This is a genomic window from Streptomyces africanus (assembly GCF_002150735.1).
GTDB lineage: Bacteria > Actinomycetota > Actinomycetes > Streptomycetales > Streptomycetaceae > Streptomyces > Streptomyces africanus.
Genome location: NZ_MUKA01000393.1, coordinates 1 through 15,485, shown reverse-complemented (window position 1 = coordinate 15,485; position 15,485 = coordinate 1). Strand labels below are relative to the sequence as shown.

The following is a 15,485-nucleotide window of genomic DNA, read 5'->3' as shown; positions in this document are numbered from 1 at the left end:
GAACCGAACCATGCCCGCCCCCACACCCCGCGTCCCCGCTACGGCCGGCGAAGGGCCGATGAGCTACGCGATCTTCCAGCTCGCCCGCGCTCACCGCGCCCGCGCCGCCGCCATGCTCCGCGAGATGGACCTGCACCCCGGGCAGGAACTGCTGCTGATGCACCTCCTGGACCGGGACGGCCAGACCCAGTCCGAGCTGCTCGAAAGCGTCGGCCTGGACCACTCCACCGTCTCCAAGTCCCTACGCCGCATGCAGGACGCCGGCCTGCTCGTCCGCGAGCCGGCCCAGCACGACCGGCGCGTCATGGTCGTCCACCTCACCGACAAGGGCCGTGCCATGCGCGAGCCCCTGGCAGCCATGTGGCGGGCCCTGGAGGAGACCTCCGCGCTGAACCTGTCGGCGGAGCAGGCAGAGTCCTTCGTCCGTACCGCCTACGCCATCGCCGACGCGATCAACAGCCGCCCTCTTCCGCAGGAAGAAGCCAAGTAACTCCCCCCGGTGGCGCCCCCCTTACTGACCTGACGCAAAGTGAGGCCCCCATGACCACCACCCTCCCGGTCCTCGTCGTCGGCGCGACCGGCTCCCTCGGGGGCAAGGTCGTCGACGAACTGCTCAAGCGCGGCAAGAACGTCCGCGCCCTGGTCCGGCCCACCACCGACGCGAGCAGGATCGAAAGCCGGGGCGTCGGGATCGCCCGCGGCGACATGCTCGACGTCGACTCCCTCGTCGCCGCGATGAACGGCGCCGACGCCGTCATCACCACCGCCGCCGGCTACACCCGCGGCGGCAAGAACGCGTACGACATCGACACCGTCGGCAACGCCAACCTCGCCGAGGCCGCCCACCGCACCGGCATCCGGCGGTTCGTCCTGACCAGCATCCTCACCAGCGACCAGACACCCGATGTCCCGCACTTCTGGCACAAGAAGATCGCCGAGGACAAACTCGAACAGCTCGGCGTCCCGTCCGTCGCACTGCGGCCGGGGGCGTTCCTCGACCAGATCGCGAGCGCGGCGGGCAACCCGATCGACAAGGGCCGCCTGATGTGGATCGGCAAGGCCACCGTCCCGCTGACCTTCGTCCACACCTCCGATCTCGCCGCATACCTGGCGGCCGCGGTCGACGTCGAGGCCGAGGCCGGTGAGCGCATCGACATCGGCTGGGACCGTCCGGTCAGCATGCGCGAGATGGCCGACCTGATGGGCAGCCGGGCCGGAAAGAAGATCAAGGTGTGGGCCGTCCCCTCCGCCGTCGCCCGCGCCGCGGGAGCCGTCGCCGGCCGCTTCATGCCCCTGGTCAAGGACATGGCCGCGATGTTCGCCTGGTTCGACAGCGGCCGCTACGTCGCCGACCCCCGCCGCCAGGAGCAGCTGTTCGGCCCCGTCCCCACGGCCGAGGAGGTCCTCGCCCGATTCACCGACGAGCTGGGCAAGACGCAGCACCGGTGACGAGTCTGCCGGTCGCCCCGTAACCCCCTGAGTTGTTCGGACAGGGAAATATGCCCGCCTGCACGTGTGCCCCCGGTCGGATCCACCGAGCCGGGGGCACACGTGCAGGCCTGGGGGGCGAAGGTCAGCCGAGAGTCGGGTAGTCGGTGTACCCGGTGTGGTCACCGCCGTAGAAGGCGGCCGGGTCCGGGCTGTTGAAGGGGCCGCCGGCGGCCAGCCGCTTGGGCAGGTCGGGGTTGGCCAGGAACAGGGCACCATAGGCGACCAGGTCGGCGGTGCCGTCCTCGATCAGCTGCAGCTCCTCCGGACCCGTGGGCCGCGGGGCGGTGAAGGGGTTGAGGATGTAGGTGCCCGGGAACTGCTTGCGCAGGCGGAGGGTCAGATCGCGCATCTCGGGGGCCTCCATCTGGTGCAGGTAGGCCAGGCCCAGCGGGGCGAGCGCGTCGACCAGCGCGGTGTAGGTCGCCTCCACGTCGACCCGGTCGGACTCGTCGATGTCGTTGAAGGGGTTTCCGGGGGAGATACGGAAGCCGACCTTGTCCGCGCCGATGGCCGCGGCGACGGCCTTGGCGGTCTCGACGGCGAAGCGGATGCGGGCCTGCGGCGAACCGCCCCAGCCGTCGGTGCGCCGGTTGGAGTTCGGCGCGAGGAACTGGTGGATGAGGTAGCCGTTGGCGCCGTGCAGCTCCACGCCGTCGAAGCCGGCCTCGATCGCGTTGCGCGCGGCGGAAGCGTAGTCGGCGATCGTCTCGAGGATCTCGGCCTCGGTGAGTTCCTTCGGCGTCACGAAGTCCTGCGGGCCGCTCTGCGTGTAGACCTGCCCCTTGGCCGTGACGGCGGACGGGCCGACCGGCTGAAGGTCCGTGAGGCTCGGGTGGCCGACCCGGCCGGTGTGCATCAGCTGCAGGTAGATCACACCGCCCTCCGCGTGCACGGCGTCCGTCACCTTGCGCCAGGCCGCGACCTGTTCATCCGAGTGGATGCCCGGCGTGTCGGGGTAACCCTGGCCGATCACCGACGGCTGGACGCCCTCCGTGACGATCAGACCGGCGCTCGCCCGCTGGGCGTAGTAAGTGACCATCAGATCGGTCGGGCACTGCCCGGGACCGTAGGCGCGACTGCGGGTCATCGGAGCCATCACGATGCGATTGGCCAGTTGCTTGCCGCTGAGGTCGTAGGACTGGAATGCCGTCGACATGCTTACCTTCCTCGTCTCACAGGTGGGCCGCCGCTTGCCGCGGCCCATGACGTAACAACGCCGATTGCGTGTTTACTGTCTGAACAAGTAAACACCACAGACCCATCCCACCGCACGCGTGATCCACGTCACCCAGACCGTCTCTGAGCAGTCCAAAGGACCCCGTCACTGGTGCGGAGACCCAGCGGGGCAGTACCTTCTCCTTGTTCGAGCAAGCCCAGGTCACTCAGCGAGGAAGAAATGACCCAGCCGGAGAAAGCGGACGCAAGCGGCTCGGCCACAGCCCGGACGACGGCGTCGCCGGGCGGCCCCTTGCCGCTGCCACCGTCCGTCGCGGCCGGCCCTCTCAGTCACGCGATCCTCCGCGTGGCCCGCGTGCACCGCATGCTCGCCGGGCAGCTGCTGCGCCGCGTCGGCCTCCACCCCGGCCAGGAACTGGTCATGATGCAGCTGTGGGACCGCGGCCCCCAGCGCCAGACCGACCTCGTCCGCCTGCTCGGCTCCGACGCCGCCACCATGACCCGCACCATTCAACGCCTGGAGAACGCGGGCTTCGTACGCCGCCGTCCCTCCTCCAGCGACAGGCGAGCCACCATCGTCGAACCCACGGCCGCCAGCAACGCCCTGCGGCAAGAGGTGGAGCGCGCGTGGCTCGAGCTCGAGGCCAGCGTCGTCGACGACCTGACCCCCACGGAGCAGGCCGAGGCTCTGGAGGCCCTGAGCCGGATCGAGGGCAGCCTCACACGGGCCGCGTCACACGTCGACTGAGGTACCGCACGCCGGACCCGGAGCCGCTTTCACAGCGATGTGGTGGGACATGCGACAGCCCTGGTCAGAAAGCCGCCGCGGCGCTGTGCAGGTTCTTGGCGGCCAGGGCCAGCCCCTCGGTGCGGGAGTAGGCGGCGTCCTCGTGCTCGATGTTGACGGCCATGTCGGGGTCGATCTCGGCGAGGGCGCGCAGGAACCCGGTCCAGAAGGGGACGTCGTTGCCGAGGCCGACCGCCACGAACTTCCAAGCCGGGTTCTCCGGCCAGGCGTTGCACCAGAAGCCGTACCCCGTGGGCACCTTGCCCGGCGCGTCGGCCGGCACCCGGGTGAAGGACGTGTCGAGCACGCCGCGGATGTCGGCGCCCGGGCAGAGCACCGCGTCCTTGGCTGCGGCGTGGAAGACCAGCGGGCCGAGCCACTTGACGCAGGCGACGACGTCCATGCCCTGCCACATCAGATGGGAGGGGTCCATCTCGGCGCCGACGTTCGTCAGGCCCCCCTCGTCGACGAGCCGCTTCAGCGTGACGGGGGAGAAGACGAGATTGTGCGGATGCATCTCGACAGCGACCCGGACGTCGTTCTCCCGGGCCAGAGCGTCGATCTCCTTCCAGAACTCGACGGCCACGCCCCACTGGTAGTCCAGGACGTCCATGTACACGCCGTCCCACGGGTTGACGACCCAGGAGGGGTACCTGGCATCCGGGTCCGAACCCGGCGTGCCGGACATGGTCACGACGTGCTTCACACCGAGCATGCCCGCGAGGCGGATCGTGCGACGCAGGTCGTCGGCGTGCTTGGGCCCGACACCCGGGAGCGGGTTGAGCGGGTTGCCGTTGCAGTTGAGGCCGGTCAGCTCCATCCCGCGGTCGGCGAAGGCCGCCAGGTACTCCTCGCGCGCGGTGGCCGAGGACAGCAGCAGGTCGACCGGGCAGTGCGGGGCGGGGAGGAAACCGCCGGTGTTGACCTCCGCCGAGGTCAGGCCGTTCTCGTTGAGGATGTCGAGGGCCTCGGGGAGGGTGCGGTCGTGCAGACAGGCGGTGTAGGCGCCGAGCTTGAGGGCCATGCGCGTGCTCCTTGGATACGTGCTCAGGTCAGGCGGCGGGCGGGACGTCGACGGCGGCACCGCCGTCGCGCGAGGACTCGACGACGGCTCGGATGATCTCCATGGTCCGCAGCGCGTCGGCGAACGTGGCGCAGGCCGGCAACGGCTCGGCGACCCCCGCGACCTGATCGAGGAAGGCCCTGGCCTGGTAGGTGAAGTGGTCGGCGTTGCCGGCGCCCACACCCGGCGCCTCCATCGGAACACCACCCGCGAAGTACGGCACCTGCGGGCCCACGATGATCTGCCGGGCCCCGCGCGTACGGGCCCCCGGCTGCGCGTCGTCGAAGAGGTACTCGGCGGGCCGGTGCTGGTCGAACGCGGCCCGCCCGGCCACACCCAGAATGTCGAAGGCGAGCCCGTTGGGCAGACCGAAACCGGTGCGCGTCACCGAGAAGGTGCCGACCAGACCGGACTCGAAGCGGGCCGTGAAGGACGCGGTGTCCTCGTTCTCCACCTCGCCCACCTCGTCGGACACGGGGACGGCGTTGTGCCCGACGACCGCGCCCAGCGGCAGCGGCCGCTTGGTGATCTGTGTCGACAACGAGGCACCGGAGACCGAGGTGATGGGCCCGGCGACGTACTCGGCGACGTCGATGACGTGCGAACCGATGTCCCCGAGCGCACCGGAGCCGGCGCCGCCCTTGAAGCGCCAGCTCAGCGGCCCGTTCGGGTCGGTCGCGTAGTCGCACCAGTAACGGCCGCTGAACAGCGTCGGATCGCCCAGCTCGCCGGCACGCACATGCTCGCGGATCGCCGCGATGCCGGGCGAACGCCGGAAGGAGTACCCGACGGCCGTCACCACCTCGGCATCCCGCCCCAACTCGGCCATGGCGCGGGCGTCTTCGAGCGACCCGGCCAACGGCTTCTCGCACAGCACATGCTTTCCGGCGGCGATCAGCGCCTGAGCGATCGGACGGTGCAGATCATTTGCCACGACGACGGAGACCGCGTCGATCGTCGGGTCCTCGGCGACGGCCTCCCAGCTCGGCAGCGCCTTCTCGTAGCCGTAGCGGCGGGCGGCGTCCTCGCCGAGTTCGACGTTGGCATCGGCGATCGCGGCCAGCCGGACGGGCGGCAGACCGGCACCGAAGACCGTGTTGACGTTGCGGTACCCGGCAGCGTGACTGCGGCCGGCCATGCCGGCGCCGATCACCGCGACGGAGAGGGGTTTGACGGACGTGGTCATGGCGGTGCCCTTCGAAGGAGTAGTGATCAGGATCGGTGTGGCAGGAGAAAAGCCCCGTCACGGCCAGGTGGTCAGGTACTCGTCGATCTTCTTGCGCATGAACACCGAGGACTCCTTGGCGCGCTCCTCCCAGGCGAACACGCAAGCGGTGAGGGTGCCGTCGAAGCCGTTCGCGCGCAGTTCACGGAAGAGTTCGTCGAAGTCCACCTCGCCCTGCCCCATGTCGAGGTGCTGGTGGACACGGGCCGCTGTACCGGGCGGGTTGAGGATGTAGCGGTTGCCCGAGGACGCGGTGTGGTCGAACGCGTCGGCCAGGTGGACGTGGGTGAGCAGGTCGCCCGCGTACGCGATGATGCCGGGGGCGTCGTTGCCGATGTGGAAGGTGTGCGGGGCGCAGTAGAGAAACGTGACGTCGGGGTGGTTGATGCCCCGGATCAGGTTGATCGCGTCGTAGCCGTTCTCGATGAAGTCGTCCGGGTGCGGCTCCAGCGCCAGCTTGACGCCCTCTCGCTCGAACACCGGCAGCAGCTCGTCCAGCGACTTCCAGAACTGAGCCTCACTGCGATCGGGGTCCTCGGGGCGTCCGTTGAACTCCGAGATCATGCTGTTCACGCCGAGGTCGGCGGCGATCTGGATCGAGCGCTTCCAGTACCGTACGGCGGCCTGCCGGGCGTCCTCGTCCGGGCCGGACCAGCGGAACAGCGGTAGCAACGAGGAGATGCCGACACCCGCCGCGTCCAGCGCCTTGCGGAACTTCCGCACCGTCGCGTCGTCCACGCGCGGATGACGGAAGAAGGGAATGAAGTCCTCCCGGGGCGACAGCTCGATCCACTCGTATCCCAACTCGGCGACCACGGACGGCAGTTCGAGGAGCGGCACGTGACGGATCATGTACGGGTCGAGGGCGATCTTCATGGGGCTCGTCACCGGGTTCCCTTGGCGGCGAACTCGGCGACGGCGTCGACGTTGGACTTGTCGACGAAGGCCGGGCCGGTCAGCACGGGCTGCTCGCCGCCGCCGCTGAAGTTGCCGTTCGTCCTGTAGAGCCAGAGGGAGTCGACCGCCAGGTAACCCTGTAGGAAGGGCTGCTGATCGACCGCGAACTGGATGGTGCCCTTCTCGATGGCGGACACCAGGTCCTTGTTCAGGTCGAAGGTCGCGATCTTCACCTTGCTGCCCGACTCGGAGACCGACTGCGCGGCGGTCAGCGCGATGGGCGCGCCGAGGGTGACCACTTCGTCGATCGAGGAGTCCTGCTTCAGCCTGGCCGTGATGGTCGACTTCACCGACGGCATGTCCGTGCCGTTGACGTAGAGGATGTCCGTCTTGCCGCTGAAGGTCTTCTTCACGCCGGCGCAGCGCTCTTCGAGGTTGACGTCGCCCTGGGCCTGGATCACGCACAGGGCGTGCTTGGCGCCGGTGCCGTTGAGCTTGGAGCCGAGGGCCTGGCCGGAGACGGACTCGTCCTGGCCGAAGAACGACAGCAGCTTCTGCTGCTTCCAGGCGCCCAGGCCCGCGTTGAGGCCGACCACGGGGATGCCGGCCTTCTCGGCCGTGGCGACGACGGCTTTCAGAGCGTCGGGCTTGGCGAGGGTGACCGCGATGCCGTCGACCTTCTGGTCGATCGCGTTCTGCACCAGGTTGGCCTGGTCGCCGGCGTTCTCGTCGTTGGAGTAGATCAGCTTGACGTTGTCCTTGGCCGCGGCCGCTTCGGCGCCCTTGCGGATGGTGTCCCAGAAGGTGTCGCCGGAGGGCGCGTGGGTGACCATCGCGATCGTCATACGCGGGGTGGAGGCCTTGCCGGCGGCGACGTCGCCGGCGCTCTCCTCCGCCTTCTTCCCGCCCGAGGTGCTGGAACAGCCCGCGAGGGCCAGGGCGGCCACGGCGGCCACCGCTACTGCGGGGACGATTCTGCGGGAGCGGGGAAGCGGTGTGCGGGTCATGGGCGTGCACCTCACTGTGCAGGGAGGAGAGAGGGGGATCCGCGGATTTAGAACATCAGGACAATTTAAAGCGCTTTAAGTGCTGGTACTATCAGCCTTGTTTCGTGACCGTGTCAAGGGTGTTGCACGGGGAGATGTGCCGCGCGGAGGTACAAGTGGACGACAGTGGTTCCATGCGTCACCGCAACGGCGGGCACAAGCGTCCGAGGCTGGAGGACGTGGCCGCGCGGGTGGGCGTGTCCACGGCGTCGGTGTCCCTGGTGCTGCGTGGCGTGCCCGGCCCCAGCGAGCGGACCCGGCAGCGTGTCCTCAAGGCGGCTGCCGACCTCGGCTACCAGGTGGACCGCACCGCCAGCACGCTGGCCAGCAGGCGCAGCCGGCTGCTCGGCGTCATGGTCGACATCCGCAGCCCGTTCCACGCCGAACTGGTCGAGCACCTGCACACCGCGGCCGAGGAGGTCGGCTACGACCTCGTCCTGAGCACGCTCACCCGCACCCGCGACGAACAGACGGCAGTGGAGACACTGCTGGCCTTCCGCAGCGAGGCACTGATCCTGCTCGGCCCGACCTCGCCCGCCGACGCGCTCGCCGCCCTCGACAACAAGACCCCCGTCATCGCCGTCGGCCGCCGCATCGCCGACTCGGCCCTGGACGTCGTGCGCACCGCGGACGACGACGGCGTGGGCCAGATCGTCGACCATCTCGTCGGTCTCGGCCACCGCGAGATCGTCTACGTCGACGGCGGCAAGGGCGTCATCGCCACCGACCGGCGCCGCGGCTACCGCACCGCCATGCGCCGCCACGGACTGGACGAGCAGATCCGGGTGCTCACCGGAGACCAGACCGAGGCGGCCGGCGAACGCGCCGCCCGCCATCTGCTCAGTGGCCCCCGACTGCCCACCGCGGTCGTCGCGTTCAACGACCAGTCGGCCATCGGTGTGCTGGCCGCCCTGACCCGCGCAGGCGTCGCCGTCCCGGGCCGGGTCTCCGTCGTCGGCTACGACGACGACACGCTCTCCCGGCTGAGCTGCTTCAATCTGACCACGGTCAGCCAGAGCGCCCAGGAACAGGCCCGCCAGGCGGTGACCGCCGCGGTCGAGCGCCTCGACCGGGACCGCACCGAACCCCGCGAGGTCGTCCTCACCCCACGCCTCGTCCTGCGCGGCACCACGGCCGAACCCGCGTGAAGGCAAGGGGGACGCGGGCCGGCTTCACCCAGCGAGATGTCGACCACGGCCCAGCGACGACGCCCGGGCGGCGGCACCCCAGGAGGCCTGACGGCAGGCGAGCAGGACCCGCCCCGATGCGGATGGTGGGCGGGCCCTGCTCGTGCGGACCATTGTTGTGACCTGGTGCCGGTGGTGCCACGAGTGTGATCCGCCGCCCTGCGCGCGGCGCGCACACCCCGTGCGCGCCGCGCGCCTTGGAAGCACCCGGTGCTGCCCGGTACCGCAGGGCGCTGCCCCGTGTGTGACCCCGGGTTATGCCCGTCGGCCTGCGGCGACGATACTGGCAGGCGCCCCTGCCCCCGTTCACAGTTGGACCCATGCCGACTTCCCCCACCGTCCGCCCCATGACTCCCGACACGGTGTGGCTGGCTCGTGGCCGCCATGCCGAAGGCGCCGCGGAAGACGTGCTCCGGCGCTCGCTGGAGCAGCGCAAGCGAAGTCGGGCCATCGACGACTTTCTCGAAGTGTCCGAAGCCGGAGCCGAGGCCGGGACCGACGCCGGGCCCGAGGCCGCCCCGGCGGAGCGGGTCTTCGAGGCCCGCTGGCGGGTGGAGGAGACGGTGACCGTGCGGGCCCGGATCGGCGTGACGCCCGGGCCGGACGGCGGGCAGGAGTGGATCCTGGTCGCGGAGGCCGAGCGGCCGTGGGACTACCACTGGCCGTCGCCCGCCGCGCTGTTCTGGCCGGAGGAGCCGGACGTCGCCTGGGACCGGGACGGTGCCGCGGAGCTGTCCCTGCGGAAGATCAATCCGCTCCCCCGCGACGACAAGGACACGCGGCGCCTGTTCAGGAACGCGGTGCCCGGCGGGTGGCACATCCACGTGGTCGTCCACGAGGCGATGTCCACGGACGAGCGAGGCCGGCTGCCGGTCGCGCGGTGGCTGCCGGCGGGGCTGCGGCACCGTGTGGTGGAGCACCGGGCCGCGCCGCAGCAGCTGCGGGGGGTCAACTGGGCTCTGCGGGACACGGGTGTGGAGGTACCGCGCGGCGGTGCCGTGGTGCTGCCCGGCACCCCGGCGCCGGAGGGCTACGTCGCCGAGGACTTCTCCGTCCGCGCGGTCTTCCTCGACGGCTCGGAGCCGGCCGACCTCGTCGACGCGGTGACGCGGTACGCCGCGCTGCCCAGACCACTGCCCGACGGCGCCGAGGACGCCCTCACCGCGCTGCGGGAGGACTGGCACCTGCTGACCCTCGAGGAGGAGCTGGAGCGCCAGCGCGGTCTGGTCGCCATGTACGCCGAGGCGCTGGAGGCCATGACGAAGTCCCGTGACCTGTACCGGGAGGCGGCCGAACGGGCCCACGAGGCCCTGACCGCCTACCAGGAGTCCGCCGAAGCCGCTCCGGTGCGGCAACAGCCCTCCGACACCCCCGTGGCGTCTCCGCTGCAACAGCTCACACGCACGTTCGAACGCCTGAAGAGCAGGTCCCAGCGCCCGGTGGCCCCCTCGCGGGACGAGAACTAGGCGCCGTCCTCACGGGGCGCACGTGTCAGTCGTGGTCTGGTGGATACGCGGTCCGTACGGCAGTACGGCCCGTCCGGAAGGTCCACCACGCCATGGGCAACGACCAGCACCACTCGGAGACGACGCTCCGCGTCAACGGCAAACCCCACACCCTCACCGTCGACCACCGGCGGGTCCTGCTGGACCTCCTGCGGGAGGATCTGGACCTCACGGGCGCCAAGAAGGGCTGCGACCACGGCCAGTGCGGCGCCTGTACGGTCCTGGTGGACGGGCGGCGCGTCAACAGCTGTCTGCTGTTCGCGGTCGCCCTGGACGGCTGTGAGGTCACGACCGTCGAGGGGCTGTCCGGCGACGGTGAAGGACCTCACCCCCTGCAACGGGCCTTCCTGGAGCGCGACGCCTTCCAGTGCGGCTACTGCACCCCGGGCCAGATCTGCTCCGCGGCCGGCATGCTCGCCGAGGCGGCGGCCGGCCATCCCTCGCACGTCACCGACCCGGCGACGCCCTCCGGCGAGCCGGTGCCGCTGGACCGGGAGGAGATCCGGGAGCGGTTGAGCGGCAACCTGTGCCGGTGCGGCGCGTATCCGCGGATCGCCGAGGCCGTGGAGGACGTGATCCCGTGAAGGAGTTCGCCTACGTCCGCGCCGGGAGCGTCGAGGAGGCGACCTCCGCGTACGCCGCCCACCCCGGCGCCCGTTATCTCGGCGGCGGCACCAACCTCGTCGATCTGATGAAGCTCGGTGTCGAGCGGCCCGCCGCCCTCGTCGACGTCACCCGTCTGCCGCTGGACGCGGTGGAGGAGCTGCCGGACGGCGGGCTGCGGATCGGGGCGATGGTCCGCAACAGCGACCTCGCGGCCCACCCCCTTGTGCGCGACCGCTACCCGGCGCTGTCGCAGGCGGTGCTCGCGGGGGCGTCCGGGCAGTTGCGCAACGCGGCGACGACCGGCGGCAACCTGCTCCAGCGGACCCGGTGCCCGTACTTCCAGGACCTGTCGAAGCCGTGCAACAAGCGGGAGCCGGGCAGCGGCTGCGGCGCCCGGGACGGCGTCCACCGTGATCACGCGGTGCTGGGCCACTCCGCGCACTGCATCGCCACCCATCCGTCGGACATGGCCGTGGCGCTGGCCGCTCTGGACGGGCGTGTCGAGCTGTACGGTCCCGAGGGCGCCCGGAGTGTCGCCGCGGCGGACTTCCACCGGCTGCCCGGGGACCGGCCGGAGCAGGACACCGAGATCCGGCCCGGCGAGCTCGTCACGGGCGTGGTGCTGCCGGGCTCGACGGCCGGGCTGCCGTCGGCGTACCGCAAGGCCCGCGACCGGGCTTCGTACGCCTTCGCTCTCGCGTCCGTCGCGGCCGTGCTGCGGGTGTCGGACGGTGTGGTCGGCGGCGTGGGGCTGGCGTTCGGGGCGCTGGCGCACCGGCCGTGGCGGGCCCGGCGGGCGGAGGAGGCGCTGCTCGGTGCGGCTCCGACCGCCGCCGCGTTCGAGCACGCCGTCGATCTGGAACTGTCCGCCGCGCGGCCGCTGCGGGACAACGCCTACAAGGTGCCGCTGGCCCGGGGCATCGCCCTGGACGTGCTGTCCCGGCTCGCCGACGCGGCGCTGACGAGGAGGACTTCATGACCGGCAGTGTGGGAGCCCCTGCCGAGCGCCGGGAGGGCCGGGAGAAGGTCAGCGGCACCGCCCGCTACGCCGCCGAGTTCCACTACCCCGGCCGGGCCCAGGCCTGGCCCGTGCCGGCGGCCGTCGCCCGGGGCCGGGTGACCGGCGTCGACACGGCGGCCGCGCTGGCCGTGCCCGGTGTGCTCGCCGTCCTCACCCACGAGAACGCGCCGCGGCTCGCCGAGCCGGACGATCCCACGCTCGCCGTGCTCCAGGACCCCCGGGTTCCGCATCGCGGCTGGTTCGTGGCCCTGGTGGTGGGCGAGACCCTGGAGGCGGCGCGGGCCGGTGCCGCCGCGGTCCGTGTCGACTACGCCGCCGAGGAACACGATGTGACCCTCACCGCCTCGCACCCGGGGGTGTACGTCCCCGAGGACGCCAACGGCGGGTATCCGGCCGTCCGCGAACAGGGCGACCCCGACGGGGCGTTCGGATCCTCGGCCGCCCGGGTCGATGTCGCCTACCGGGTACCGCCGTTGCACAACCACCCCATGGAGCCGCACACCAGCACCGCCCGCTGGGAGGACGGCCGGCTCATCGTGCACACCTCCAGCCAGGGCACCGGTGCCGTACAGGGCGTGCTCGCCGGGCTGTTCGGCGTTCCCGAGGACCGGGTCGTCGTCACCGCCGAGCACGTCGGCGGCGGCTTCGGCTCCAAGGGCACGCCACGGACCGACGTGGTGCTCGCCGCGATGGCGGCACGCCAGACCGGGCGGCCGGTCACCGTGGCGCTGCCCCGCCGGTACCTGCCCGCCGTCGTCGGGCATCGTGCTCCCACCCTGCACCGGCTGCGGCTCGGCGCCGACACGGACGGGCGTCTCACCTCCCTGGTGCACGAGGTCACGACGCACACCTCCCGGATCAAGGAGTTCGTGGAGCAGGCGGCGGTGCCGGCCCGGGTGATGTACGCGTCGCCCCACAGTCGTACGGAGCACCGGGTCGCGGCGCTGGACGTGCCCTCGCCGTCATGGATGCGGGCGCCGGGCGAGGCGCCGGGCATGTACGCGCTGGAGTCCGCGATGGACGAGCTCGCCACCGAGCTGGGCATGGACCCGGTCGAGCTGCGCGTCCGCAACGAGCCGGACGTCGAACCCGACAGCGGCAAGCCGTTCAGCAGCAGGCACCTGGTGGAGTGTCTGCGCGAGGGCGCCCGCCGCTTCGGATGGGCCGGGCGCGATCCCCGGCCGGGCTCCCGCCGCGACGGGCCCCTGCTGCTGGGGACGGGTGTGGCGGCGGCGACGTACCCCGTCATGGTGTGGCCCGCCACGGCGACGGCCCGGGCGCTGCCCGACGGGACGTTCCTGGTGCGGGTCAACGCCACGGACATCGGTACGGGCGCCCGGACCGTGCTCGCGCAGGTCGGTGCCGACGCCCTCGACGCGCCGCTGGAGCGGGTGCGGATCGAGGTCGGCAGCACCGAACTCCCGTCGGCGCCGCTCGCCGGCGGCTCGTCCGGCACCGCCTCCTGGGGCTGGGCCGTCCACGAGGCCTGCACCCGGCTGGCCCGGCGGCTGGCCGAACACACCGGGCCGCTGCCCCAGCAGGGCCTCGACGTCCGCGCCGACACCCGGGGCTCGGCGGACGCCGAGAGCGACTGGGCGCGGCACGCCTTCGGGGCGCACTTCGCCGAGGTCGCCGTGGACTCGGTCACCGGCGAGGTCCGGGTCGGCCGGCTGCTGGGCGTGTACGCCGCGGGGCGCATCCTCAACGCCCGTACGGCACGCTCCCAGTTCGTCGGCGGCATGACGATGGGCCTGGGCATGGCGCTGACCGAGGGCAGCACGATGGACGCCGCGTTCGGTGACTTCACGGAGTCGGACCTGGCCTCGTACCACGTGCCGGTGCACGCCGACGTCGACGGGATCGAAGCGCACTGGCTGGACGAGGACGATCCCCGTCTCAACCCCATGGGCAGCAAGGGGATCGGGGAGATCGGCATCGTGGGGACGGCCGCGGCGATCGGCAACGCGGTCCACCACGCCACCGGCATCCGCTTCCGCGAACTCCCGCTGACGCCCGACCGGGTACTGACCGGGCTGCTGGACAGCCGTACGGCGAATGACGCCCGGACCGGCCCCGCCGCGAGCGGATCCGGTCCGATGCGGGGCGTCTAGGCGTCACTCCGCCAGCCGGCGTGCCTCGGGCGGCGGCGCGGGCGCCCACTGCCGGCCCACCAGGGGCACCACCATGCGGAAGACCAGCGCGACGAGGGCCAGCAGTGCCGCGCACACGGCGGCCGCGGCGGCGAGCCAAGGCGGGGCGAGTGCGAGGTCCACGGCCCGGGACAGGGACGCCGACGGGAAGGAGCCCCTGTACGCCTGGCCCGCGGCCAGCACCGTGGGCACCACCACCGCGCCGGCCAGCACCACCGCGACGGGGCGCAGCGCCAGCAGCAGGGCCAGGACCGTGCACAGCACCGACAGGCAGAGGCCGAACGCGTGCAGGGGCAGGGACGTTCCGCCACGTTGCAGCGGGAAGTGGGCCACCGCGCACAGGACCAGCGCCAGGGCGGCGAGCCAGCCCGACCACGACACGGACCTGGCGAGCCGGTCCGTCGCACGGGCGCGGTCCGCAGGCGCGTCGTCGCGCGTCCGGCGGGTCTCAGGGGTCTTAGGGGTCTCAGGTGCCGAGGCCGGGCGTGGCGCACGGCGCTTGCCCGGCCGGCCGGGCTTCCCGGGTCTTCCTGGCCCGTCGTCCGGACGTGACGTCCCGGCCGGCAGGCGGCCGTTGCGGTCCAGACGCTCAAGACCCAGACGGTCGATCAGCTCGACCAGTTCCCCGACGGACCGGCGGGTGGCGGCTGCCCGGAGCGCCTCCTCGCGGACGTGCGGCATCTGCGGCTCCTTGTGCAGGAGGGTCACCAACCGGGTCACCTCCTCCACCGGGCGGTGGGCGGCCGCGGCCCGGATGGCCTCGTCGGCGCAGTCGGCGTCGCGCGGTGGCTTCGTCAGCAGGGCGATCAGGCGGGAGACGTCCTCGACGGACCGGTCCACTCCGGCCGTGCGGAGCGCGTCGACCCTCGCCTCCGCGTGGTCGGGCGACTTCTCCAGCGAGGTGATGAGGGCGACGACCTCCTCCAGAGGCCGGTCCGCCACGGCGGCGTGCACCAGGTCGCTGACGGCGTCGCCGTACGGCACCGCGGGGCCCGGTGCGGTGCCGGGCCGGAGCTCCACCGGGTTGTCGTCGAGGGAACGGATGACGAACGGCCGCGCGCCCGGCTGGTCCGTCTCGTCCTGGCCGGACGCCGCGGGGTGAGCGGGGTCGCCCGGCTCGGGCGCGGCGGGCTGGGCGCTGTCGCCCGGCTCGGGCTCGGGAGACCGCACGGCCTCGTCCGGGCCGGAGGTGGCGGGCCGGTCGGGCTCGGCCGGCGCCTGGTCCGTACGGTCCGGGGCGGGAGCGACAGGCCGTACCTCGGCCGGATCCAGCCATTCCTGTGCGGGCGGGGCGGGACGCGCCTGCGCGGGGTCCGTCCAGTCCTGTGCGG

At 71.9% G+C, this 15,485-nt stretch carries 14 protein-coding genes; 8 read left to right on the top strand and 6 right to left on the bottom strand.

Features of this window, described 5'->3' with window-relative positions; all coding sequences use genetic code 11:
- Positions 1 to 10 precede the first annotated feature (10 nt).
- On the top strand, positions 11 to 490 hold the full coding sequence (locus tag CCL05_RS37265; protein WP_086565066.1) for a MarR family winged helix-turn-helix transcriptional regulator: 480 nt from the start codon (positions 11 to 13) through the stop codon (positions 488 to 490).
- Positions 491 to 540: 50 nt separating this feature from the next.
- Positions 541 to 1,449, top strand: coding sequence for an SDR family oxidoreductase (locus tag CCL05_RS37260; RefSeq protein ID WP_086565065.1), 909 nt, complete (start codon positions 541 to 543; stop codon positions 1,447 to 1,449).
- A 124-nt stretch (positions 1,450 to 1,573) separates the two neighbouring features.
- On the opposite strand, the gene CCL05_RS37255 is transcribed toward CCL05_RS37260, so the two are convergent.
- Positions 1,574 to 2,647, bottom strand: a complete 1,074-nt coding sequence (locus CCL05_RS37255; RefSeq protein ID WP_086565064.1) for an alkene reductase — start codon at positions 2,645 to 2,647, stop codon at positions 1,574 to 1,576.
- 240 nt (positions 2,648 to 2,887) lie between these two features.
- Here CCL05_RS37255 and CCL05_RS37250 point away from each other — a divergent pair, with 240 nt between their 5' ends.
- Positions 2,888 to 3,415 (top strand): MarR family winged helix-turn-helix transcriptional regulator, encoded by a 528-nt coding sequence (locus CCL05_RS37250; RefSeq protein WP_086565063.1) that lies wholly within the window; start codon positions 2,888 to 2,890, stop codon positions 3,413 to 3,415.
- A 64-nt stretch (positions 3,416 to 3,479) separates the two neighbouring features.
- Here the strand turns inward: CCL05_RS37250 and CCL05_RS37245 are convergent, their stop codons facing one another.
- Genes CCL05_RS37245 through CCL05_RS37230 form a run of 4 tightly spaced genes read right to left on the bottom strand, consistent with a single transcriptional unit; the run spans position 3,480 to position 7,646 of the window.
- Positions 3,480 to 4,478 carry a sugar phosphate isomerase/epimerase family protein gene (locus tag CCL05_RS37245; protein ID WP_086565062.1) on the bottom strand — a complete coding sequence of 333 codons (999 nt, stop codon included), beginning with the start codon at positions 4,476 to 4,478 and terminating at the stop codon, positions 3,480 to 3,482.
- Positions 4,479 to 4,506: 28 nt separating this feature from the next.
- Positions 4,507 to 5,703: a Gfo/Idh/MocA family protein gene (locus tag CCL05_RS37240; protein ID WP_086565061.1), complete on the bottom strand. Its 1,197-nt coding sequence runs from the start codon at positions 5,701 to 5,703 to the stop codon at positions 4,507 to 4,509.
- A 57-nt stretch (positions 5,704 to 5,760) separates the two neighbouring features.
- Complete coding sequence (locus tag CCL05_RS37235) at positions 5,761 to 6,618, bottom strand: sugar phosphate isomerase/epimerase family protein (protein ID WP_086565060.1); 858 nt, start codon at positions 6,616 to 6,618, stop codon at positions 5,761 to 5,763.
- An 8-nt stretch (positions 6,619 to 6,626) separates the two neighbouring features.
- Entirely contained in the window at positions 6,627 to 7,646 is a 1,020-nt protein-coding gene (locus CCL05_RS37230; RefSeq protein ID WP_086565059.1) for a sugar ABC transporter substrate-binding protein, read from the bottom strand.
- A 173-nt stretch (positions 7,647 to 7,819) separates the two neighbouring features.
- Between CCL05_RS37230 and CCL05_RS37225 the strand changes: the two genes are divergently transcribed.
- The 5 genes from CCL05_RS37225 to CCL05_RS37205 all read left to right on the top strand — a co-directional run bounded on the left by CCL05_RS37225 (position 7,820) and on the right by CCL05_RS37205 (position 14,115).
- Entirely contained in the window at positions 7,820 to 8,833 is a 1,014-nt protein-coding gene (locus CCL05_RS37225; RefSeq protein ID WP_244204534.1) for a LacI family DNA-binding transcriptional regulator, read from the top strand.
- 359 nt (positions 8,834 to 9,192) lie between these two features.
- Entirely contained in the window at positions 9,193 to 10,338 is a 1,146-nt protein-coding gene (locus CCL05_RS37220) for a hypothetical protein (RefSeq protein WP_167409690.1), read from the top strand.
- A gap of 92 nt (positions 10,339 to 10,430) precedes the next feature.
- Positions 10,431 to 10,961, top strand: a complete 531-nt coding sequence (locus tag CCL05_RS37215) for a (2Fe-2S)-binding protein (RefSeq protein ID WP_086565056.1) — start codon at positions 10,431 to 10,433, stop codon at positions 10,959 to 10,961.
- Positions 10,958 to 11,962 (top strand): FAD binding domain-containing protein, encoded by a 1,005-nt coding sequence (locus tag CCL05_RS37210; protein ID WP_086565055.1) that lies wholly within the window; start codon positions 10,958 to 10,960, stop codon positions 11,960 to 11,962. The genes CCL05_RS37215 and CCL05_RS37210 overlap by 4 nt, the downstream gene beginning before the upstream one ends.
- A complete protein-coding gene (locus CCL05_RS37205) occupies positions 11,959 to 14,115 on the top strand; it encodes a xanthine dehydrogenase family protein molybdopterin-binding subunit (RefSeq protein ID WP_086565054.1) in 2,157 nt (718 codons plus the stop codon). Before CCL05_RS37210 ends, CCL05_RS37205 begins: the two co-directional genes overlap by 4 nt.
- 3 nt (positions 14,116 to 14,118) lie before the next feature.
- On the opposite strand, the gene CCL05_RS45015 is transcribed toward CCL05_RS37205, so the two are convergent.
- Positions 14,119 to 15,485: hypothetical protein (locus CCL05_RS45015; protein ID WP_086565053.1), on the bottom strand; the 1,367-nt coding region annotated here is incomplete at its 5' end.